This window comes from Leifsonia poae, from assembly GCF_050632195.1.
In the GTDB taxonomy this organism is placed as follows: Bacteria; Actinomycetota; Actinomycetes; order Actinomycetales; family Microbacteriaceae; genus Leifsonia; species Leifsonia poae_C.
Map to the genome: position 1 here is coordinate 769,355 of NZ_CP192580.1, position 19,965 is coordinate 789,319.

The following is a 19,965-nucleotide window of genomic DNA, read 5'->3' on the forward strand; positions in this document are numbered from 1 at the left end:
CTGCTGCTACCGGAAGTTGACGAACTGCAGGGCGACGTCGAGATCGGCGTTCTTCAGGAGCGCCATCGTCGCCTGGAGGTCGTCGCGGCTCTTCGAGCTGACGCGCAGCTCATCGCCCTGGATCTGGGCCTTGACGCTCTTGGGGCCCTCGTCGCGGATCAGCTTGGTGATCTTCTTGGCAGCGTCCTGCTCGATGCCGTTCTTCAGGCTGGACTCGATGCGGAACTCCTTGCCGGAGGCGTACGGCTCACCGGTGTCGAGCGAACGAAGGGAGATGCCACGCTTGATGAGCTTCGCCTCGAAGACCTCGAGAACGGCCTTCACGCGCTCCTCGGTGTTGGCCTTCATCAGCACCTTCTCGCCGCTCCACTCGATCGAGGCGCCGACGTTCTTGAAGTCGTAGCGCTGCTCGACCTCCTTGCGGGCCTGGTTGAGGGCGTTGTCGGCCTCCATCTTGTCGACCTTGCTGACAACATCGAACGTTGAATCTGCCACGGTGTGCTCGCCTTCCTCTCGACCCCGCCGGATGTGTGCGCGGCGCTGTTCCAGCACCCAGTCTAGGCAGAGGCGGCCCCGTCACGGCTGGCGTTCGGAAGGCTGGACGGCCAATACAGTTGACTCATGTTCACCGACATCGCCGAATCCGAACTCCGCGACTATGCCGGAAGCCAGGTCGATCCCGACGACTTCGACGAGTTCTGGGCGGACACCCTGAGCGAGTCGCGGGCCCTTCCGCTCGATGTCGTCGTCGAGCCGGTCGCGAGCCCGCTCAGCACGGTCGATGTCTTCGACGTGACGTTCTTCGGATACCGTGGCCAGCCGGTCAAGGCGTGGCTCCGTCTCCCGGCGGCAGCGGAGGCACCGCTTCCGGCGCTCGTGCAGTTCGTCGGCTACGGCGGAGGCCGTGGGCACGCTCTCGAGAACCTGCTCTGGGCTTCAGCGGGGTTCGCTCACTTCCAGATGGACACCCGCGGGCAGGGCTCGTCGTGGAGTTCCGGCGACACCCCCGACCCCGAGGGCTCGGCGCCGGCGTTCCCCGGTTTCATGACGCGCGGTATCGAGAGTCGCGAAACCTACTACTACCGTCGCGTCATCGTTGACGCGGTGCGCGCGGTCGAGGCCGCCCGGTCCCTGCCCGCGATCGACGCATCCCGAGTGTCCGTGCTGGGATTCAGCCAGGGCGGCGGTCTCGCGCTTGCGGTGGCCGGGCTCATCCCGGATCTGCGCGCAGCGTTCCCGTTCGTGCCGTTCCTCTGCGACTTCCCTCGAGCGACCACGATCACGGACAACGATCCGTATCACGAGATCGTTCGCTACCTCGCGATCCACCGAGGTAAGACCGCGGCGGCGCTGGAGACCCTCCAGTACTTCGACGGGGTCAACTTCGCCAAGCGGGCGTCCAGCCCGGGCTACTTCTCCACCGCTCTGATGGACCCGACCTGCCCGCCGTCGACCGTGTTCGCGGCCTACAACTCCTATGCCGCGGCCAAGGAGATCACCGTGTGGCCGTACAACGCGCACGAAGGCGGCGCGCTGCAGGATGAGCTCAAAGCGCTCGAGGTCCTGCTCGAACGCTAAGCGGTCTGCTGCAGCTCAGCCAGGTAGGTGACGTGGCATCCGTCGCCGGCGCACTCGATGCACAGCAGCACTTCTTCATCGCGCTGGACCGGGTCGGCGCCGGTACCGTCACACCGTTCGCAAATCAACACTGTCCTCATGCCGACGATTCTGCGCCGCACCCCCGACAGTGTCGTCAGGCTTGCCGGGGTGTCGCGGATTGCCGCGCATCCTGAATCGAGTCGACGCGCAGTGATATCACCCTGCGGTAGGGGGTCCATCCGTACCGGCGGGTGACGCGCTCGCGGGCGCCCTCTTTCTAGCCTCGAGGAGGCGGAGCACTTCCGTCCCCGAGACAGAGAGGAGGCGCCCGTGGATGCCGTCAACGAGTTCATCGCGCAAGCTGCCTCATCGCCCTGGATCTACCTCATCGTGCTGGCTGTCGTCTTCGTCGACGCCTTCTTTCCACCCGTGCCGAGCGAATCCGTCGTCATCGGCGCAGCCGCGGCGAGCGTCGCGGTGGGACAGCCGAACATCGGCCTCGTGATCGTCTTCGCGGCGCTCGGCGCGATCCTCGGTGACAACCTCACGTTCGCGATCGGGCGTGCGGTGGGCCTCGACCGGTTCCGGTGGATGCGGCGGCCCCGGATGCGTTCCGCGCTCGGCTGGGCTCGACGCGGTATCGAGCGGCGACCGGCCGCGCTCCTATTGACGGCACGCTATGTGCCTGTCGGTCGGGTGGCCGTGAATCTTGTCGCCGGCGCATCCGGCTTCTCGCGCCCGCGGTTCTTCGGGCTCTCTATCGTCGCCGGGATCACCTGGTCGGTGTACTCGGTCGCGATCGGCTTGCTCGCGGGGCACTGGCTGCACGGCAACCCGGTGCTCGGGATGCTCGTCGGCATCGCGATGGGGTTGGCCACCGGCGTTCTGGTCGACGCCGGCATCAGGATGGCCGCCAAACGCCGCGCAAGCGGCCTCGTTTCAGGTCAGGTGAGGGAACAATGAGTCAGATGACAGCCACGACGAACCCGGTGCAGCAGCGGTTGGATCCCGCGCGAGTGCTGATGTGGGGCGTCGGCGGAACGGCGGCGGTCGCTCTGTTCGCCGTGAGCGCCGCGCTCGGTTCGACGATCTACGGCATCCACGTCGTGTTCGCCCTGCTGCTCGGGCTTGTTCAGGCGGGCGCGATCGTGCTCGCGATCGTGCTCCCGCGAACGGCGATGACGCTCTCGGTCGCCGCGCTTCTCGTCTCTGCGCTCCTGTCTGTTCAGGATGGGCAGAGCCCGTGGCCGGTGGCGGTCACGTCGATCGTGGCGCAGTCGATCGTCATCTTCTTCGCGACGATCCGATCGACCTGGCGCACCGGCCTCATCGGCTGGGGCGCGGGCGTCGTCGGTGCCGCCGTCATCGCCCTCACTGCACTCCACGCGCCGACCACGGGCGGCAGCGCTCTTGCCGATGTCATCGTCTTCGCGTCGGTCAGTGCGGCGTTGCTGGTCGCGGCTCTGCTCGTCTCGCAGTGGCAGGCGGTTCGCCGTCAGCTCGTGCGGGAGAAGCAGGTCTCGGCCTCGGAGCTGGCCCGGCGCGAGATCGCCGAGGAGCGCACCCGGATCGCTCGGGAACTCCACGATGTGGTCGCTCACGGGATGTCCTCGATCCAGGTGCAGGCGGCCTCGGCCCGGTACCGCATCCCGTCGCTGAGCGATGAGGCGGCCGCGGAGTTCGACGACCTCGCGGCGACCGCTCGCAGCGCGATGGGTGAGATGCGACGCCTGCTCGGGGTGCTCCGCAGCGAGGACACGACCGTCGACCTGGCTCCGCAACCCGGGGTTCCGGATGTGGCTGCTCTCGTCGAGCAGGTCGCGCGGGCGGGAGGCGTCGTACGCCTCGAGAACCGCATCCCGGAGGCCGAGGCTGCATCGCTCGATCCCACGCTCTCGCTCACGGTCTTCCGGATCGTGCAGGAGTCGCTGAGCAATGTCGCCCGCCACGCCACCGGGGCGGAGACGCTCGTGCTGATCGAGCGAGCAGACCGGGCGATCGACGTCGAGGTGCGCAACGGCGCTGCGCCGGGGCGCCCCGCTTCTGCACCGGCGCCCGACACGGGCGGCCACGGGATCCGCGGCATGCGTGAGCGGGCGGTCCTCCTCGGCGGCACACTGGACGCGGGGCGAACCGACGATGGTGGTTACGTCGTGCGCGCATCCCTGCCCCTGAAGTCCCCGAGAAGAACCGCATGACCATCACGGTGCTCATCGCCGACGACCAGGCCATGGTGCGGGCGGGCTTCGCCGCGATTCTCGATGCGCAGGACGACATCAGCGTGGTCGGGCAGGCGGCCGACGGAGCCGAAGCGGTCGAACTCGCCCGCAAGCTGCGGCCCGACCTGGTGCTGATGGATGTGCGGATGCCGGTCATGAACGGCATCGACGCCACCCGCGAGCTGGTGCACCCGAGCCGCGGCGAACCGCATCAGCCGCTCGTGTTGGTGCTGACCACGTTCGACGCTGACGACTACGTTCACGATGCGCTGAACGCCGGTGCGAGCGGGTTCCTGTTGAAGGATGCGCTGCCCGAAGACCTCGTTCAGGCCGTGCGGATCGTCGCAGCCGGTGATGCGCTGCTCGCGCCGCGCATCACCAAACGGCTCCTCGAGCGCTTCGCATCGCAACGGCCCGCGAACACCAGGCACGCCCTGGCGCTCTCCGACCTGACGGAGCGGGAGCGCGAGATCCTCGTGCTGATGGGGCGCGGATACTCGAACGGCGAGATCGCCGCCGAACTCTTCATCGCCGAGCAGACCGTCAAGACGCACGTGAGCCGCATCTTCACCAAGCTCGGCCTGCGGGACCGGGTGCACGCGGTCATCCTTGCCTTCGACGCCGGGTTGGTCGAGCCCGCGCCCTGAGCGCCTTGTCTTCACGCGCCGTCGATCGGGCCCCCTGCTGCTACCGCGGTAGGGGGTCCGATTGGTTCCGGGGAGCGATGTCCCGCCCGAAGGCCCGCTGAGACGCTGCTTGCGACGGCCAACCGTGGCCGACGGAAGGAGTGCCGACCATGCCCGTCACATACGCACCGACTCTGCCTGTCGCAGCCGCGCGCATCCCTGTCTCCGCCCCTGCAACCGGGAAGCCCGCCAGGGACGCCACCGTCGATATCGCGCGGGCCTGGTGTCTGACGGTCGTCGTCGCGCTGCACGCGCTCATGGTCGGCGTCAGCGTGTCGGCCCAAGGCCCGGTGCTCGCCAACGCCCTCGAGAGCTGGTCGTGGTTCCCGGCGTTCAGCTGGCTGCTGCAGATCATGCCGCTCTTCTTCGTGCTGGGCGGGTTCTCGAGCTACCTGCAGTGGTCCCGAATGCGCACCCACGGCGTTCGCCCGTCGGAGTACGTCGCCGGCCGGATGCGCCGTCTGCTCTGCCCGGCCGTTGTCGCCGTGACCGCTGTAGTCGTCGTGCTGGCAGCGCTCGCGGCATTCGGTGTCCCCCGCAGATCGTCGCGACCGCGGGGTTCCGGATCAGTCAGCCGCTCTGGTTCCTCGGCGTCTACATCCTGTGCACCGCGTTCGTGCCCCTTCTCGTAGCCGCGCATCGTCGGGCACCCGTTCTGACCATCCTGACGCTGGCCGGGGTTGTCGTCGCGGTGGATGTCGTTCGGCTGTCCACCGGCGTGACCGTCATCGGGTTCGCGAACCTGCTCTTCGTCTGGCTGCTCATCCAGCAGTTCGGCTTCTGGCTGGCCGAAGGACGACTCGACGGACGTCATCCCCGGATGCTCGGGGCGCTCGCCGTGGCGCCTTTGCTGGCGCTGCTCGTGCTCTGCCTGACCGGCGTGTACTCCTTCGACATGCTCGTGAATCTCAACCCGCCGACCTTCGCCCTCGTGCTGCTCGGCGTGGCACAGCTCGCGCTCTTCGAACTCGCGCGTCCGACTCTGCGCCGGTGGCAGCGCATCCGGCCGCTGGCGATCGTCGTCGACGCGATCAACGCGCGGGCGATGACGGTGTACCTCTGGCACATGCTGGTGCTGATCGGTCTGGCCGGGGCGCTGCTGGTCAGCGGCGTGAACCTCCCGGCTCCGCTGAGCGCCGACTGGTGGCTGACTCGGCCCGTCTGGCTGATGGCCGTTGGCTTCTTCGTCGCTGTTCTGGTTGCGCTGACCGGCCGCGCCGAGCTCGCGGGTCGCAGGGTTCGGGATGCGGCCGCGCCCGCTCCTGCCGCGGCTTACGCGAGCGTGCTGCTCGGTGCCGGCGGAGTGCTCGTGCTCCTCCTCACCGGCTTCTCCCTGGTCGGCGGGATTCTCGGCACAGCGCTCATCGCGGGTGGCGAGCGAGCCAGCCGGGGGAATGCCCGCCCTCTGATGCGGATTCTGCCCAGCGCATAACCGGGGAGACGGGGCAGCCGGATCCAGACGAACGCGCCTAGGCTGGCGCACACACCGACCGTGAGGAGGGGCCATGCTGTTGCGACACGCGATCGGTGCGGTGCTCAGACGGATGCGCCTGGAGCGCGGCAAGACCCTCCGGGAGCTCTCGGAGTCGTCCCGGATCTCGCTTCCGTACCTCTCCGAGGTGGAGCGCGGACGCAAGGAGGCATCCTCTGAGATCCTCGCGACGCTCTGCCGCGTGCTCGACGTGAGCGAGCGGGAGCTCCTCGCGCGGGTGTCCGCCGAATACGCCGCGGTCGGGGCCGCGGTACTGGAGTTCCCTCGCTCGGTCGGCGCTGGATTCGGGGCGTCGGGCGACGGGGTGCACGCGCGTTCTGTGGCGCCCGCGCATCCCGAAACCCACACCGCTCAACTGCTCGCCGCCTGAGCGCCCGCTGATTTCGTTTACCGCCGTTCGATGAGTATTCTTGTCGAGCGCCTTCGGTCAGCAGAGAACTGGTGGTTGGAGCGCCACGGCGAGTTACCCAAGCGGCCAAAGGGATCTGACTGTAAATCAGCCGGCGTAGCCTTCGGGGGTTCGAATCCCTCACTCGCCACACTCCGTCAAAAGGACTCAGCATGACTGCTGGGTCCTTTTGTGGTTCGAGGGGCCTGTCGTCTGCGAGGCTGGGGGCATGCCATCGAATGCGGAGCTGCTCGCCATCGCCCTGAACGTCGCGCGTCGCGCGGGAGAGGTCGCACGGCAGCGCCGTGCGGACGGGGTCGAGGTGGCGGCGACCAAGTCGTCGCTCGTCGATATCGTGACGCAGGCCGACCGGGAAGCGGAGAACCTGATCCGCAGCGCGATCTCGGCCGCTCGACCGAACGACGGGTTCCTCGGAGAGGAATCCGGGGGCGGCGAGGGGACGAGCGGGCTCACCTGGGTCGTCGACCCGATCGACGGAACGGTCAACTACTTCTACGGCATCCCTTCGTACGCGGTGAGCGTGGCGGTCGTGGAGGGCGATCCGGATCCGCTCACCTGGCGCACGCTGGCCGGGGCCGTGGTGAACCCGGTGAACGGCGAGATCTACACCGCGTCGGCAGGCGGCGGGGCGCACCTCAACGGAGAGCGCCTGCGGGTCAAGGAGTCGACGGACCTCGAGCTCGCGCTGGTCGGTACGGGGTTCGGCTATGACGCTCAGGTCCGCGAGAAGCAGGCGCGCATCCTGGTCGAGCTGATCGGCAAGGTTCGGGATGTGCGACGCATCGGTGCCGCATCCCTCGACCTCTGCAATGTGGCGGCCGGGCGACTCGATGCGTATTACGAGCGGGGGCTCAATCCCTGGGATCACGCAGCGGGAGCGCTCATCGCGCGAGAGGCGGGTGCGACCGTCGGCGGGTTGGGGGATGCGCCCGCGAGCGCAGCGCTGATCGTCGCTGCGCAGCCGGGGCTGTACGCCCAGCTCGACCCGCTCATCCAGGCCGCCTTCGCCGACTGGGTGCTGTGACGCACTGACCGCGCTTCGTGGCCCGACCTATACGTAAGCATGGACACGTCGCCCACGAGTTGGTTAGTGTTTATGAATTCGTTACATTGGAGATGCGCCCGCTTCCCAGCAGGCGCATCTTCGTGAACACCGCCCCCGAGATCGAAAGCCGACCCGACCGTTGACTCCCGACCGCCAGGAAAGCGACGCCCCAGAGCGCGCGGTTCCTGGACCGTCGGACCCGTCGGAGGCCCAGCCGCTCACGCGCCGGGAGCTTCGCGAGCGCGAGCGTGCGGCTGCAGCGGCGATCGAAGTGGAGGAAGCTGCGGAAGCGGCCGAAGCGGCGGAAGCGGCGGAGCCTCCGGTCGACGCTCCGGCTAGCATCTGGCGCAGTGAGCATCGGGTGCCCCCGCTCCGCGCATCCGGAAGCAGCGTTGTTCCTCCCACGTCGACGCGTCGGCGAGCCGCTCTCGGCAAGGGGTTCAGCGTGCTCGCGATGGCGTTCGCCGCGACGATCGCAGTCGCTACCTCGGTACCGGCGATGGCGCTTCTCACCGAGGACGATGTGCGCACGCAGGCGCAGCTCGCCCTCGTCGCTCCGGCCCAGAAGGGCGTGCCGCAGCAGCTGATCTCCGAGGCGGACGGCACGGTCGCCGCGATCACCCGCGACGGGGCAGCCGTCACGCCGGCCGAACAGGTGGCTGCTCTCAGTCACATGCGGATCGCCAACACGTTCACGAACGATCCGCGCGGCGTCATCCAGTGGCCGTTCCCCGTCGGCGTTCCGATCTCCGACTATTACGGCGCCCGCTCGGCACCGACAGAGGGCGCTTCGACGAACCACTTGGGCATCGACTTTGCTCCCGGTTCGGGGGTGCCCATCCAGATCATCGCGGACGGCGTCGTTCGGGAGGTCGTGCCCACCGATCAGGGCGGATGCGGCGTCAACGTGACCATCGACCATGTGATCGACGGCGAACTCGTCTCGAGCAAGTACTGTCACATGCTCGCCGGCTCGGTGCGGGTCACGGTCGGTCAGCAGGTCAAGGTCGCCGACATCGTCGGCCAGGTCGGCAGCACCGGCGTCTCGACCGGCGCCCACCTGCACTTCGAGATCCTGCTGGGCGGCACCGAGCACACCGACCCCCTCGCCTGGCTCAAAGCCCACACCGCCTAGCCAACGCAATCGAGTCCGGACAAAATCCCCTGCGAACGCGAAATAGGGGGATTTTGGCCGGACTCGGTGCGTTGTGGGTACGCGCGGCGCAAGCGAAATGCGGAGTTGGCGTCAGCGTTATGCGGTGGCGACCCAGACGGTCACGTCCTGGGGGATTACGCCGCCGTCCAGCGGGGCGCTCGACACCAGCACATCGCCCGCCGGAACGGGGATCGGGGTCTCGCCGAGGTTCGCGATGACCGTCACATTCCCGTTGCGGAATGCGAGGACCTTCTCGCCCAGGTCGAACCAGTCGAGCGTGCCGAACGCAAGGTCGTGTGCGGCTCGCGCCGCCAGCGCATCCTGATACATGGTCAGGGTCGAACCCGCGACACCCTGCTGCGACTCGCGGGCGTACTCAGCCCACGACGAGGGCTGGGGCAGCCAGCTCTCCGGGCTCGGGCCGAAGCCGAACGACGGGCTCGCCGACTCCCACGGGATCGGGACGCGACAGCCGTCGCGACCGTAGCGCTCGCCGTTGGTGCGGAACCAGGTCGGGTCCTGACGGGCCGAGTCGGGGAGGTCGATCGCCTCGGGGAGGCCGAGCTCCTCGCCCTGGTACAGGTACGACGATCCCGGGAGCGCGAGCATCAGAGCGGTCGCTGCGCGAGCACGGTGCAGCGCGAACTCGGGATCGGGGAGACCCTTGGTCGCCGGGCCGATGCCGTGCCCCTGCAGGTTCTCGCCCGTCAGGGCGAGGCGGGTGGCGTGGCGCACGACGTCGTGGTTGGAGAGCACCCAGGTGCTGGGCGCGCCCACGCTGGCGAAGACGGAGATCGAGCGGTCGATCACGTGGCGGAGCGCCGGCGCATCCCACGGTGTCTCGAGGTAGCCGAAGTTGAACGTCTGCTGCATCTCGTCGGGGCGCACCCAGCGGGCCAGCTTCTCGAGCGGCTCGACCCAGGCCTCGCCGCAGAGCACGCGGTCGCCCTCGTACGCTTCGAGCACCTTGTGCCAGTCGCGGTAGATGGCGTGCACCCCATCCTGAGCCCAGTACGGCGGAGTGGGGGGCTCGACGGATGCGTGACCGCCGATCTCGGGTTCGAGCGCGACGGCCCCGCCCATGCTTCCCGCGTTGGCCGGCGGGGTGTAGTCGGGGAGGCCGGGAGCCTTGACCATGCCGTGCGCCACGTCCACCCGGAAGCCGTCGACGCCGCGGTCGAGCCAGAAGCGGAGAATGCCGCGGAACTGCTCCCACACCCACGGGTTGTCCCAGTTCAGGTCGGGCTGCGAGCTGTCGAAGAGGTGGAGATACCACTGGCCGGGCGTGCCGTCGGGCTCGGTGACCCGGTTCCAGGCCGCACCGCCGAAGATGGACTCCCAGTTGTTGGGCGGCAGAGAGCCGTCTTCGCCCTTGCCGTCGCGGAACATGTAACGGTCGCGCTCAGGGCTTCCGGGGCCCGCGGCGAGTGCCTGCTGGAACCAGACGTGGTCGCTCGACGTGTGGTTCGGCACCAGGTCGATGATGACGCGCAGCCCGAGGGAGTGCGCGGCCGCGAGCATGGCGTCGAAGTCGGCGAGCGTGCCGAAGAGCGGGTCGACGTCTTCGTAGTCGGCGACGTCGTATCCGGCGTCCCGCTGCGGGGACGTCTGGAACGGGGAGAGCCAGACGGCGTCGACGCCGAGGCTCTTGAGGGCTGGGAGGCGGCTCGTGATGCCCGGCAGGTCGCCGATGCCGTCGCCGTCGGCGTCGGCGAACGACCGCGGGTACACCTGGTAGATGACGGCGGAGCGCCACCACTCCCGGCCTGGGCGGCTCTCGGAGAGAGCGGGGGCGACAGCGGTCTGGTCTGTTGAGGGCACGAAAATCCTCACGTCGGTGAAAGAGGGGAAGGCCTGAACGATCACTGGTCGGACCGGTTGGTATCGTACAGGCCCCGTGCTTGGCGTTCCCTGGCCATTACGGGCGGTGACGGGGTGTCTGTCGACCGTCCGTCCGTCAGTCGGTCCAGTGCGAAGGGCGATTCAGGATACGCGGCAGCAGCGTGCGCGCATCCCCCCGCGCCGCGTTCACCTGCGTCTGGGTGAGGTAGATCGCGGTGCGGAGGTCGGCGCCAGCGAGATTCGCGTCGCGCAGGTCGGCGCCGATGAGCTCCGTGCCGGACAGGTCGGCGTCGTGCAGGTCGGCCGCGATGAGGAGCGCACCCCTCAGCTCGGCTCCGCGGAGGTCGAGGCCGGACAGGTTCGTGCCGAGCAGGTCGGCTCCGGGGCCGATCTTCCGAGCCTGGCCGGCGGGAACCGGGCGTCTCGCTCGGTGGCCGCTTCGTGCATCCTTGCTCGACGCCTTGCGCAGCACGTCTTCGCGTGTGAGCCGACTCGCCTCGCGGAGGAGTTCGGCGACCGGCCCGCGCACCTCGTCCAGATCGGTGTCCAGGATGTTCGTAGCCGAGTCCTCGGTGATGGCGGTGACGAGGGCCGTTGCGCGATCGAGTTCTGCGCGCAGGCCGGCCGCTGCGGGCATCCGGATCGCCTCGTCGAGATACCAGAGGAGTTCGTGAAGTTGGCGCATCAGAGGGAGCACCGCGAACATATCCGCGCGGACCTCAGGCGTGGTGAGCCAGCTCCGGCCTGCGAAGGTCTGTTGGGACACCTTCTGCCCCGCGCCGAAGCAGTCGAAGACGGTGCAGCCCTTGAAGCCGCTCTCGCGAAGGTGGGGATGGATCGTGCAACGGAAGCCTCCGTCGAGGTTCTCGCACGGCTCGCCGACGGCCTTGTCGAAGCCGAAGTCAGCGGACTTGGCGAATGCGAGCGCAACGCAGCACAGGCCGAAGCAGTTGGCGCAGTCGGCCAGCAGGTCGGGACGGGCCTCTCGATCGATCGTCTCCACCGTCCCAGAGTATGCGGTGAAAGTTCTTGCAGAAGGGGGAATGATCGGCCCGGGTCGGGTGGTTGGCCTTGGAGTCGCACGAAGAACGTTCGAACAGCCACGAAGGAGACAAGCATGACCGCATCCCGTCGCACTATCGGAGACTCCGACCTGTCGGTCTTCCCGCTCTCACTGGGCGGAAACGTCTTCGGCTGGACCGCCGATCGCGAGACCTCCTTCGCCGTGCTCGACGGGTACGTCGCCGGTGGGGGCAACTTCATCGACACGGCCGACGGATACTCCGCATGGGTGCCGGGAAACACCGGCGGCGACTCGGAGCGCATCCTGGGGGAGTGGTTCGAGGCCCGCGGCAACCGCGACGACATCGTGATCGCGACGAAGGTGAGTCAGCACCCGGACTTCAAGGGGCTCGCAGGCGACAACATCCTGAAGGCGGCGGATGCGTCGCTCGAGCGACTGCGCACCGACCGGATCGACCTCTACTACGCCCACTTCGACGACCAGACCGTGCCGCTGGAGGAGACCGTCACCGCGCTCTCGAGCCTGGTGGACGCCGGCAAGGTGCGCTATATCGGCATCTCGAACTACACGCCCGAGCGCATCGAGGAGTGGTTCCGCATCACGGAGGAGAAGGGGCTGCACCGCCCCGTCGCGCTGCAGCCGCACTACAACCTGGTCGAGCGCGGGTTCGAGGATGCGTACCTCGCCATCGCCGAGCGCGAGAACCTCGGCGTCGTTCCCTACTTCGCACTCGCGGCGGGCTTCCTGACCGGTAAGTACCGTGATGGCGTGCAGGTCGACAGTGCGCGGGCTGCCGGGGCTTCGAAGTACCTCGACGACCGCGGTCGGGCGGTGCTGGCGGCGCTCGACGACGTGGCCGCTGCTCATGACGCGTCGGTCGCATCCGTCGCCCTCGCCTGGCTCGCGGCGCAGCCGAGCGTAGTCGCGCCGATCGCGAGTGCCCGCACTCGCGACCAGCTGCCCGACCTGCTCGCGTCGGTGAGCCTGGAGCTCACGGCCGACGAGCTCGATGCTCTGTCGGATGCGTCGGAGCAGGACGAAGCCGCGTAGTCCTTGGGCCCCGTTCGGTGGTACGAAGCAGGGCCGCGCGGATGGTATCCTCGTACGGTTGCCAAAAACGCGAATCGCCAGTCGAACGCAAGGCCAACGCCCCCTTAGCTCATTGGTAGAGCACTTCCTTGGTAAGGAAGAGGTAGTGGGTCCGATTCCCACAGGGGGCTCCGTCCTCCCGGTGCAAGGCACCGAGCAGGCCGCGGCGGGGTAGCTCAGGTGGTTAGAGCACACGGCTCATAATCGTGGTGTCGCGGGTTCAAGTCCCGCTCCCGCTACAAGCCCCGGAAACTCGCCTTTCCGGGGCTTTCTTCTTGCCCTCTCGGCTCCCGATTCGGCCGGCAGTCGTGTGGGCCGATTCGATCGAGGCGGTCGGGTACTGTTGTCCCGCCGCCCGTACCGTGGTGAGACCGAGCTCGTGGAGCGGATGACGATGACCGATGCTGTGAATGGCGCGCCCCTCCTTCTGGGCCGCTATCGCCCGCACCGTCTCATCGCCCGCGGAGGCTCATCCCTGGTCTTTCGCGCACGGGACGAGAATCTCGGCCGCGATGTCGCCGTGAAATTGTTCGGATCCGGCGCAGAGGATGATCGGGCGCGGTTTCGGGACGAGGTTCGAGTCCTGGCCGACCTCAGCCATCACGGCGTCGTCTCGATCCTGGACGCAGGGGTCGATTCGTCGGCAGCAGACGACCCTCGCCCGTTCCTGGTGATGGAGCTCGTCGAAGGTGAGACGCTGCGTGCCATTCTCGATCGCGAAGACCTCACACCGCGGCGGATCGGTGAAATCGGGTTCGAGACCGCTGAGGCTCTCGAATATGTCCACGCACGAGGCGTCATCCACCGAGACATCACACCGTCGAACATCATGCTGGTCGACTACCGAACTCGATTCTCGCGGCCACGCGCACGTCTCACCGATTTCGGCATCGCGATCGAAACCTCCAGGCGACAACGACTGGACGGCGCGACGATCGGCACAGCGGCATATCTGAGTCCGGAACAGGCCCGCAACGACACCCTCACCCCACTATCGGACGTCTACTCGCTCGGACTCGTTCTCCTCGAATCGTTCACCCGAACGATTGCGTTCCCAGGCGACGCCGTCACCTCCGCCCTAATGCGGCTGGAGATCGATCCGCCGATCGCTCAAGAGGTGCCAGAGCGCTGGCGTGAGTTGATCCGCTGGATGACAGAGCGCGACGCTTCCCGACGGCCGTCCGCCGGCGATGTGGCGACCGCAGCTCGGGAAGCGCTTCGCGCAGACGGATTCGACGAGGCGGATTGACCTACGCTGGACAGCTCGAGCTATGCGTCGAACTCGTCGTGCGAATCACGATCGGTTCCTTCGTCGAGGGTGCCGGTTCCATCCGGGTAGCCCGCGTTGTCGGGGTACTCGAATGGCTGGGGCGTTGCGTCTGTCTCTCTCGGGTCGGACATGTCATTCCCTTCGGTTGAAACGGTGTGCCGTGGTGGCCGGGTGTCAGGACGCCGACCACCACGACGTCGTGCGGGCGGTGGGCGCTTCATCCACGAGCGCGGCCCACGTTTTCGCCCGCATCAGCTATGACCGGACGGAGCGCCCGGTCGTGACACAGCCGACCGCAGGACGTGATGGTGAGCAGTCAGATCTGGCATTCCGCCTGGACCGTTCGCTACGGACGACGGAAGCGCGCCGACTTCCGGTGGCACTCCGCGGGGGTTGCGGATGCCGATCGCCGACACGATCGCGCCGACCACCATCGCCACGGCCGCGGCGACAACCAACTGGTGGAAGCTCGCGACGTCGATCACCGCAGAGCCGGCAAGCGACCCGGCGAGGGCGACAGCGACGAGGCCGGCCACGCGAGAGATGGCGTTGTTGATCGCCGAGGCGATACCCGACCGCGAGGAGTCGACCGCACCGAGAATGGTCGCGGTCAGCGGCGCCACTGTCACCGCCATGCCGAGTCCGAAGGCCACGACGCCAGGAAGTACCTCGGTGAGATAGTCCGCTTGGTCGCCGATCCGCGCCATCAGCGCGAATCCGACGCCGGCGATGAGCGGGCCGACAGTCATCATCAGACGAGGCCCCACCCGCGCACTGAGCTTGCCGAAGAATGCGGACAATGCGATCAGCACAACGCTGGACGGGATGACCGCGAACCCGGCGAAGGTTGCCGAATAGCCGGCGCCTTGCTGAAGGAAGACGGCTAGCGCGAATGTTCCCACCGCCAGTCCGCCGTATATGAACAAAGTGGCGACGTTGCCGAGCGAGAAGTTGCGCGCGCGGAAGATGCTCAACGGGAGCATCGGCTGGGGTGTCCTGCGCTCCCACAGGATGAACGCGACAATGCACGCTAGTCCGACAACGAGCGGTCCTTCGATGATCGGCGAACCCCACCCGTAACGCGACTGCTCGATCAGGGCAAAGACGGGCAGCCCGAGGCCGACGATTCCGAGGCTTGCTCCGACCAGGTCGATGCGGGTATTCGCCGGCGCGGCCGCATCCCGCTGCAGTGCCCGTGTTCCGAGCAGCGCGAACGCGATAGGCAACACATTGATGGCGAAGACCCATCGCCACGAGAGGGAGTCGACCAGCACTCCACCGAGCACGGGACCGGCGACACTGGCGACACTCGTGTACGCGGTCCAGGCGCCGATGGCCCGACCCTGGCTGCCTCCGGAGAACGCGTCGAGGATGAGCGCGAGTGAGCTCGGGACAAGGAGCGCCCCCGCGATCCCCTGCACACCGCGGGCCACGATCAGCAGCTCGATCGTCGGCGCGACCGCGCACGCGATCGACGCCGCACCGAAGCCGAGGAGCCCCCACACCAGCACCCTTTTGCGCCCGAATGCGTCCGATAACGACCCGGCGAGCAGGATCACCGACCCGAGGGTGAGCAGGTACGCATCCACGACCCACTGCTGCGAAGCAAGGCCGCCGCCCAGGTCTCGGCTGATGGCTGGCAAGGCGACGTTCACCACGCTGCCGTCGAGGAATGCGATGAAGCTGGCGAGTACCGCCACCGCGAGGACCGCGCGCTGATGCTTTGTGGTCCACCTGGTCAACTCAGATCCTCCTGTCGGCGTGCGGAGAGGGCGGCCACTTCGACGATCGCCGCCGCGAACGCTTCGGGTGCCTCCTGAGGAAGGTTGTGCCCGGCGTCTGTCACCTGACGGTGAACGCGCGGGCCGGTGAAATGCTGGGCGCCCGTCGACCCATCCGTCGCCGGGAAGTTGCCGTCCGCGGTTCCATCGAGGGTGACCGTGGGAACGGGGATCGGGGGGCAGCCGCGAGCATCCGCTCATCCGTGTCATAGACCGCTGCGCCCGGAGCATGGCCGAGGCGATGCCGGTACGAATGGATGACGACATCCACGTAATCCGGGTTGTCGAACGCAGCCACTGTACGTTCGAGCGTCTCCTCGTCGAAGTCCCACCGGGGTGAGTTGCGGCGCCAGATCACTTGGGCGATCCCTCGGCGATCGGCGGTGAGGCCGGCCGTGCCGCGCTCGGTCAAGAAATAGAAGAAGTACCAGAACCCCGCTTCGAGAGCCGGGGCCAGGGGCTTCATCGACGCGGCGATGTCTTGAATCAGGTATCCGTTCACTGCGACGAGCCCCATCACGCGGTCCGGGTGCAGGGCAGCAACGACGCAGGCGGCTCGGCCACCCCAGTCGTATCCGGCCAGGACCGCTTGAGGGATGCGCAATGCATCCATCAGTTCGATGACATCCGCGCCGAGCGCTGCCTGCTGTCCCGTGCGTGGGGAGTCCGGCTCGGCGAATCGGGTGGGACCGTGCCCGCGCAGGTATGGCACGATCACGCGGAACCCGTGCTCGGCGAGGAGGGGTGCGACGTCCGCGTAGCTGTGGATGTCGTACGGGAAGCCGTGCAGGAGCAGCACCGGCTGCCCGGAAGGGTCACCGGTCTCGTAGTAGGCGACATCGAGAGTCGCCGTCCGGATGTGTTTGATCGGCTCGAGCCGTGTGATGGCCATGGGTGTCCGTTCTGGATGGTCGGTTTCGTCGTGCGGGCGGTGCCGCCTTCGTGAGCTATGACCGTGCATCCCCTTCGACTGTGACCGCGCTGTCACGAGAGGGGCCGCTTCCTGGTCTTCCTTATCGAGACCGCCGAGTTCAGGCGGCGCAGAGAGGACGAGATGGAAACCCCGGACGAATCGCCAACACTTCTGGGTGCGCTGAGCAGCGAGCAGTTCATGCTGGAGTCGATCGCTGGCTCCACCATCAGCGAGGGCGGCACGCGCTCGTCGATCTATCTGTCGACGCTGTCCGGTGGACTCGTCGCTATCGGGTTCGCAAGCTCGTCGCCCGACCTGCTGACCGCGTTCGCGCTGACAGTGCTGCCGACGATCTTCGTGCTCGGCTGCTTCACGGTGGTCCGTCTCGTCGACACGAGCATCGAGAACATTGCCGTCAGCCAGCGCATCGAGCGCATCCGCTCGTACTACGCGACTCTCGGGCCGACCGCGGCCATCGTGTTCGCGGCCGAGGATCCCCTCACCAACGGCAAGTTCGGCGTCCGCTACACACGGTGGTCGGTCCTGTTCACGATGGCGAGCATGATCGCGGTGGTGAACTCAGTCGTCGCCGGAGCGATCTGCGCCCTCATCCTCTCGCTCCTCCTGGGCGCGGCGACGCCGCTTGCTGTGCTCGCAGGGGTGGTGTTCGGCGGCATCCTTCTCGCAGCCACTTTGGTCTACCAGCGTCGCCGCATAGCTCAACTCGAGAAATCTTGAGGAGGCTGTCACAAGCCAGTCCCCTGTCCGGTCTCCCTTATGAGGAGTTCTGTGCCCGACGCCTACGCCGAGCGCCCGAACAGCCAGAATCGATGACGGAACGGGGAACGGATGAACGGGAGAACGCACGCTGAGAATGAGTCGCTCGAGATCTTCAACCGCGAGCGGCGGCGCGTTTTCGGCACGGCGTATCGGATGCTGGGGTCGGTGTCCGACGCGGAGGACATCGTGCAGGACACCTGGCTCCGGTGGCAGGCCCTCGACCCCGGCGAGATCGACCAACCGGGCGCCTATCTGACCACCATCGCCACCCGGCTATCCATCAATGTGTTGCAGTCGGCGCGTTCACGGCGAGAGACGTATATCGGGCCGTGGCTACCCGAACCAGTGAACACCGAGGGAGACCCGACGCTGGGCGCGGAGAACACGGAAGCGCTCGAATTCGCCTGCCTCCTCCTGCTGGAGGCACTGACCCCGACCGAACGGGCAGCCTACGTACTGCGCGAGGCCCTGGACTACCCGTACGAGCGCATCGCCGAGGTGATCGACTCCTCGCCGGCGAACGCACGGCAGCTGGTCAGCCGCGCACGCAAGCACCTCGCCTCTGGCCGCACAGAGACGGTTCCGGCGAACGAGTCGCGCCGGCTGCTCGAGGCGTTCCTGGGGGCCGCCCGCACCGGGGACGTCGAGGAGCTGGAGCAGCTGTTCGCCTCAGACATCGTGAGCTACACCGATGGCAACGGTGTGAAGCTGGCCGCCCGCATCCCCGTTGCCGGCCGCACACGCGTGGCTAAATTCGTCTCCGCATTCGCCAGCCACTTCTGGACGGGAAAGCGCATTGGCTGGACAACCCTCAACGGCCAGCCGGCGTTGACGCTGTCACAGGATGGCGAGATCACCACGGTGCTGACGGTCACTGTCTCGCAGCGAGGCATACAACAGCTGCTCTGGGTGATGAGTCCGGACAAGCTCCGCCACGTCGCACCGGTGGGGGCATGACGGGCGGCTCGCCCGGGTCCTGGTTGCATCTCCCTTCCCGATCGACCGCGCAGGCCTACGCTCGGTCGATCGGTGCAGTGCGCACGATCCAGGACGCGTGCGCGTCGGGCGATGTCGCCGGGTTGATCCCCCTGTTGTGCGAGGACGCGAAAGTGATTGTCGACACGGGCGGCCAGGTCTCGGCGCCGGAGTCTGCCTGCGGCCGTACCTCCGCTGTCCAAGCCCTCGCGCTGGTTCTGGAGGGGCAGGGCATCGCCACCACAACCGTCCACTCCATCAACGGCTCTGCCGGCCTCGCCCTCCGGGACGCGGACAACCGGGTGCTCGGGATCATCACCGTCGGTGTCAGCAGGCGCGGCGTCAGCCACATCTGGGTCGTGCTCAACCCCGCCAAACTGCGTCACTGGAACTGAGCTGCGCACAGCGCCCCGAACCTGTGTCGCGGGTTCGGGGCGCTGTGGTCGGTGGCGGGTGGGACCAGCCGCGTCTGCTTGGCGCATACCCACGAGGGGCCGCCTGAAACCCGGTATTCCCGCTCTTACCTCACGGCAGACCGGAGCGCTGCGTCGAGGTCACAACGCTCATCAGGGAAGACCGGACGGCGCATCCGGATGTGACAGTTCTGCATCCAAGGGGCACAGGCCGGCGTCCCCCATACGTGTCACACCGTAGCCCTCGCTGCGGTCGTAGATAAGTGAGGGGTCGAGTGAATGAGGCCTCCGGACCATTCAAGATCGAAGGAGAAAGCAATGAGCAGACCTATTCTCGAGAAGGAGGCACAGGGTATCGTCGACGCCACGTCGACGCCGCCGTTCCTCTACGAACTCGGGCCCGAAGGCGCCAGGAAGGTGCTCGACGATCTGCAGTCCGCGCCGGTCGACAAGCTTGATGTCGACGAGACGTGGATCACCGTTCCCGCGGCGGTCGGAGACGTGCGAGTTCGGATCGTCAAGCCCGTCGGCGCTCCCTCCGGGTTGCCGGTCATCCTGTACATCCACGGCGGCGGCTGGGTCATCGGCAACGCGGGGACACACGATCGACTCGTGCGCGAGCTCGCCGTGGGTGCTCGGGCCGCGCTGGCTTTTGTCGAGTACGACCGTTCCCCGGAGGCGCAGTATCCGGTGGCGATCGAGCAGGCGTACGCGACCGCCCAGTGGCTTACCGCGCACGGCGAGGAGCTCGGCCTGGACGTCTCGCGGCTCGCCGTTGCCGGCGACTCGGTGGGCGGGAACATGACCGCGGCGGTCGCCATTCTGGCGAAGCAGCGCGGAGATGTCACGTTCGTTCACCAGTCCATGTACTACCCGGTGACGGATGCCGCCCAAGACACGGACTCCTACCGCGAGTTCGCCGAGGGTGCGTACCTGACCGCAAAGGCGATGGCGTGGTTCTGGGATGCCTACCTTCCCGACGCCGACCGACGCGGTGAGATCACGGCGTCACCGCTCCGCGCCACGTCGGAGCAGCTCGCGGGTCTGCCGGAGGCCTTCCTGATCGTGGACGAGAACGACGTGCTCCGCGACGAGGGCGAAGCCTACGGGCGCAAGCTCGTCAAGGCGGGAGTGCGCACCACATCCGTTCGCTACAACGGCACCATCCACGACTTCATGATGCTGAACCCTCTGCGACCTTCTGCGGCAGTGACCGCAGCAGTAGAGCAGGCCATCCACATCTTGCGCAAAGCGCTCGGAACCGAGAACTGA

Annotated in this window: 21 protein-coding genes and 3 tRNA genes; 18 read left to right on the top strand and 6 right to left on the bottom strand. The window is 67.4% G+C overall.

The window, feature by feature from the left end; genetic code table 11:
• Positions 1 to 6: 6 nt before the first annotated feature.
• On the bottom strand, positions 7 to 495 hold the full coding sequence (locus ACQ86A_RS04000) for a YajQ family cyclic di-GMP-binding protein (RefSeq protein WP_431279329.1): 489 nt from the start codon (positions 493 to 495) through the stop codon (positions 7 to 9).
• A gap of 126 nt (positions 496 to 621) precedes the next feature.
• On the opposite strand from ACQ86A_RS04000, the gene ACQ86A_RS04005 reads away from it, so the two are divergent.
• The 10 genes from ACQ86A_RS04005 (at position 622) to ACQ86A_RS04050 (ending at position 8,585) form a co-directional block, all read left to right on the top strand.
• Positions 622 to 1,578: an acetylxylan esterase gene (locus tag ACQ86A_RS04005; RefSeq protein ID WP_431279330.1), complete on the top strand. Its 957-nt coding sequence runs from the start codon at positions 622 to 624 to the stop codon at positions 1,576 to 1,578.
• Positions 1,579 to 1,929: 351 nt separating this feature from the next.
• Positions 1,930 to 2,562, top strand: a complete 633-nt coding sequence (locus ACQ86A_RS04010) for a DedA family protein (protein ID WP_431279331.1) — start codon at positions 1,930 to 1,932, stop codon at positions 2,560 to 2,562.
• Positions 2,563 to 2,567: 5 nt separating this feature from the next.
• Positions 2,568 to 3,797, top strand: a complete 1,230-nt coding sequence (locus ACQ86A_RS04015; protein WP_431279332.1) for a sensor histidine kinase — start codon at positions 2,568 to 2,570, stop codon at positions 3,795 to 3,797.
• Positions 3,794 to 4,465, top strand: a complete 672-nt coding sequence (locus tag ACQ86A_RS04020; RefSeq protein WP_431279333.1) for a response regulator — start codon at positions 3,794 to 3,796, stop codon at positions 4,463 to 4,465. The genes ACQ86A_RS04015 and ACQ86A_RS04020 overlap by 4 nt, the downstream gene beginning before the upstream one ends.
• Before the next feature lie 149 nt (positions 4,466 to 4,614).
• Positions 4,615 to 5,136, top strand: a complete 522-nt coding sequence (locus ACQ86A_RS04025; protein ID WP_431279334.1) for an acyltransferase family protein — start codon at positions 4,615 to 4,617, stop codon at positions 5,134 to 5,136.
• The gene (locus ACQ86A_RS04030) at positions 5,121 to 5,936 is read left to right on the top strand and encodes an acyltransferase family protein (protein WP_431279335.1); all 816 of its coding nucleotides are present in this window, start codon (positions 5,121 to 5,123) and stop codon (positions 5,934 to 5,936) included. Before ACQ86A_RS04025 ends, ACQ86A_RS04030 begins: the two co-directional genes overlap by 16 nt.
• Positions 5,937 to 6,009: 73 nt before the next feature.
• Positions 6,010 to 6,366 carry a helix-turn-helix domain-containing protein gene (locus tag ACQ86A_RS04035; protein ID WP_431279336.1) on the top strand — a complete coding sequence of 119 codons (357 nt, stop codon included), beginning with the start codon at positions 6,010 to 6,012 and terminating at the stop codon, positions 6,364 to 6,366.
• A gap of 87 nt (positions 6,367 to 6,453) precedes the next feature.
• Positions 6,454 to 6,535, top strand: a tRNA-Tyr gene (locus ACQ86A_RS04040).
• A gap of 78 nt (positions 6,536 to 6,613) precedes the next feature.
• Entirely contained in the window at positions 6,614 to 7,429 is an 816-nt protein-coding gene (locus ACQ86A_RS04045) for an inositol monophosphatase family protein (RefSeq protein ID WP_431279337.1), read from the top strand.
• Between the two features lie 160 nt (positions 7,430 to 7,589).
• The gene (locus tag ACQ86A_RS04050) at positions 7,590 to 8,585 is read left to right on the top strand and encodes a M23 family metallopeptidase (protein WP_431279338.1); all 996 of its coding nucleotides are present in this window, start codon (positions 7,590 to 7,592) and stop codon (positions 8,583 to 8,585) included.
• 117 nt (positions 8,586 to 8,702) lie between these two features.
• Here the strand turns inward: ACQ86A_RS04050 and ACQ86A_RS04055 are convergent, their stop codons facing one another.
• Together ACQ86A_RS04055 and ACQ86A_RS04060 are read right to left on the bottom strand one after the other, a co-directional pair.
• The gene (locus tag ACQ86A_RS04055) at positions 8,703 to 10,427 is read right to left on the bottom strand and encodes a glycoside hydrolase family 13 protein (RefSeq protein ID WP_431279339.1); all 1,725 of its coding nucleotides are present in this window, start codon (positions 10,425 to 10,427) and stop codon (positions 8,703 to 8,705) included.
• Between the two features lie 136 nt (positions 10,428 to 10,563).
• Complete coding sequence (locus tag ACQ86A_RS04060) at positions 10,564 to 11,451, bottom strand: pentapeptide repeat-containing protein (RefSeq protein ID WP_431279340.1); 888 nt, start codon at positions 11,449 to 11,451, stop codon at positions 10,564 to 10,566.
• A 114-nt stretch (positions 11,452 to 11,565) separates the two neighbouring features.
• Between ACQ86A_RS04060 and ACQ86A_RS04065 the strand changes: the two genes are divergently transcribed.
• The 4 genes from ACQ86A_RS04065 (at position 11,566) to ACQ86A_RS04080 (ending at position 13,810) form a co-directional block, all read left to right on the top strand.
• Positions 11,566 to 12,522 (top strand): aldo/keto reductase, encoded by a 957-nt coding sequence (locus ACQ86A_RS04065; protein ID WP_431279341.1) that lies wholly within the window; start codon positions 11,566 to 11,568, stop codon positions 12,520 to 12,522.
• A gap of 98 nt (positions 12,523 to 12,620) precedes the next feature.
• Positions 12,621 to 12,692: transfer RNA gene (locus ACQ86A_RS04070), tRNA-Thr, on the top strand.
• 34 nt (positions 12,693 to 12,726) lie between these two features.
• Positions 12,727 to 12,800: transfer RNA gene (locus ACQ86A_RS04075), tRNA-Met, on the top strand.
• A 155-nt stretch (positions 12,801 to 12,955) separates the two neighbouring features.
• On the top strand, positions 12,956 to 13,810 hold the full coding sequence (locus ACQ86A_RS04080) for a serine/threonine-protein kinase (RefSeq protein ID WP_431279342.1): 855 nt from the start codon (positions 12,956 to 12,958) through the stop codon (positions 13,808 to 13,810).
• Positions 13,811 to 13,830: 20 nt separating this feature from the next.
• Here ACQ86A_RS04080 and ACQ86A_RS04085 read toward each other — a convergent pair whose 3' ends face one another.
• The 3 genes from ACQ86A_RS04085 to ACQ86A_RS04095 form a co-directional block, all read right to left on the bottom strand.
• Positions 13,831 to 13,962, bottom strand: coding sequence for a hypothetical protein (locus ACQ86A_RS04085; protein ID WP_431279343.1), 132 nt, complete (start codon positions 13,960 to 13,962; stop codon positions 13,831 to 13,833).
• Positions 13,963 to 14,082: 120 nt separating this feature from the next.
• On the bottom strand, positions 14,083 to 15,573 hold the full coding sequence (locus ACQ86A_RS04090; RefSeq protein ID WP_431279344.1) for a DHA2 family efflux MFS transporter permease subunit: 1,491 nt from the start codon (positions 15,571 to 15,573) through the stop codon (positions 14,083 to 14,085).
• 100 nt (positions 15,574 to 15,673) lie between these two features.
• Complete coding sequence (locus ACQ86A_RS04095; protein WP_431279345.1) at positions 15,674 to 16,504, bottom strand: alpha/beta fold hydrolase; 831 nt, start codon at positions 16,502 to 16,504, stop codon at positions 15,674 to 15,676.
• Positions 16,505 to 16,666: 162 nt separating this feature from the next.
• Here ACQ86A_RS04095 and ACQ86A_RS04100 point away from each other — a divergent pair, with 162 nt between their 5' ends.
• The 4 genes from ACQ86A_RS04100 to ACQ86A_RS04115 all read left to right on the top strand — a co-directional run bounded on the left by ACQ86A_RS04100 (position 16,667) and on the right by ACQ86A_RS04115 (position 19,965).
• Positions 16,667 to 17,263: a hypothetical protein gene (locus ACQ86A_RS04100; RefSeq protein WP_431279346.1), complete on the top strand. Its 597-nt coding sequence runs from the start codon at positions 16,667 to 16,669 to the stop codon at positions 17,261 to 17,263.
• A 111-nt stretch (positions 17,264 to 17,374) separates the two neighbouring features.
• The gene (locus ACQ86A_RS04105) at positions 17,375 to 18,262 is read left to right on the top strand and encodes an RNA polymerase sigma-70 factor (RefSeq protein WP_431279347.1); all 888 of its coding nucleotides are present in this window, start codon (positions 17,375 to 17,377) and stop codon (positions 18,260 to 18,262) included.
• 152 nt (positions 18,263 to 18,414) lie between these two features.
• Entirely contained in the window at positions 18,415 to 18,675 is a 261-nt protein-coding gene (locus ACQ86A_RS04110; protein ID WP_431279348.1) for a hypothetical protein, read from the top strand.
• 336 nt (positions 18,676 to 19,011) lie between these two features.
• Positions 19,012 to 19,965: an alpha/beta hydrolase gene (locus tag ACQ86A_RS04115; RefSeq protein ID WP_431279349.1), complete on the top strand. Its 954-nt coding sequence runs from the start codon at positions 19,012 to 19,014 to the stop codon at positions 19,963 to 19,965.

Bases quoted from the DNA above. Each gene is read 5' to 3' on its own strand.
- ACQ86A_RS04095 (WP_431279345.1), bottom strand. From the start codon at position 16,504: ATGGCCATCACACGGCTCGAGCCGATCAAACACATCCGGACGGCGACT.
- ACQ86A_RS04080 (WP_431279342.1), top strand. From the start codon at position 12,956: ATGACCGATGCTGTGAATGGCGCGCCCCTCCTTCTGGGCCGCTATCGC.
- ACQ86A_RS04105 (WP_431279347.1), top strand. From the start codon at position 17,375: ATGAACGGGAGAACGCACGCTGAGAATGAGTCGCTCGAGATCTTCAAC.
- ACQ86A_RS04115 (WP_431279349.1), top strand. From the start codon at position 19,012: ATGAGCAGACCTATTCTCGAGAAGGAGGCACAGGGTATCGTCGACGCC.
- ACQ86A_RS04100 (WP_431279346.1), top strand. From the start codon at position 16,667: ATGGAAACCCCGGACGAATCGCCAACACTTCTGGGTGCGCTGAGCAGC.
- ACQ86A_RS04025 (WP_431279334.1), top strand. From the start codon at position 4,615: ATGCCCGTCACATACGCACCGACTCTGCCTGTCGCAGCCGCGCGCATC.
- ACQ86A_RS04085 (WP_431279343.1), bottom strand. From the start codon at position 13,962: ATGTCCGACCCGAGAGAGACAGACGCAACGCCCCAGCCATTCGAGTAC.
- ACQ86A_RS04015 (WP_431279332.1), top strand. From the start codon at position 2,568: ATGACAGCCACGACGAACCCGGTGCAGCAGCGGTTGGATCCCGCGCGA.
- ACQ86A_RS04045 (WP_431279337.1), top strand. From the start codon at position 6,614: ATGCCATCGAATGCGGAGCTGCTCGCCATCGCCCTGAACGTCGCGCGT.
- ACQ86A_RS04020 (WP_431279333.1), top strand. From the start codon at position 3,794: ATGACCATCACGGTGCTCATCGCCGACGACCAGGCCATGGTGCGGGCG.
- ACQ86A_RS04005 (WP_431279330.1), top strand. From the start codon at position 622: ATGTTCACCGACATCGCCGAATCCGAACTCCGCGACTATGCCGGAAGC.
- ACQ86A_RS04065 (WP_431279341.1), top strand. From the start codon at position 11,566: ATGACCGCATCCCGTCGCACTATCGGAGACTCCGACCTGTCGGTCTTC.
- ACQ86A_RS04035 (WP_431279336.1), top strand. From the start codon at position 6,010: ATGCTGTTGCGACACGCGATCGGTGCGGTGCTCAGACGGATGCGCCTG.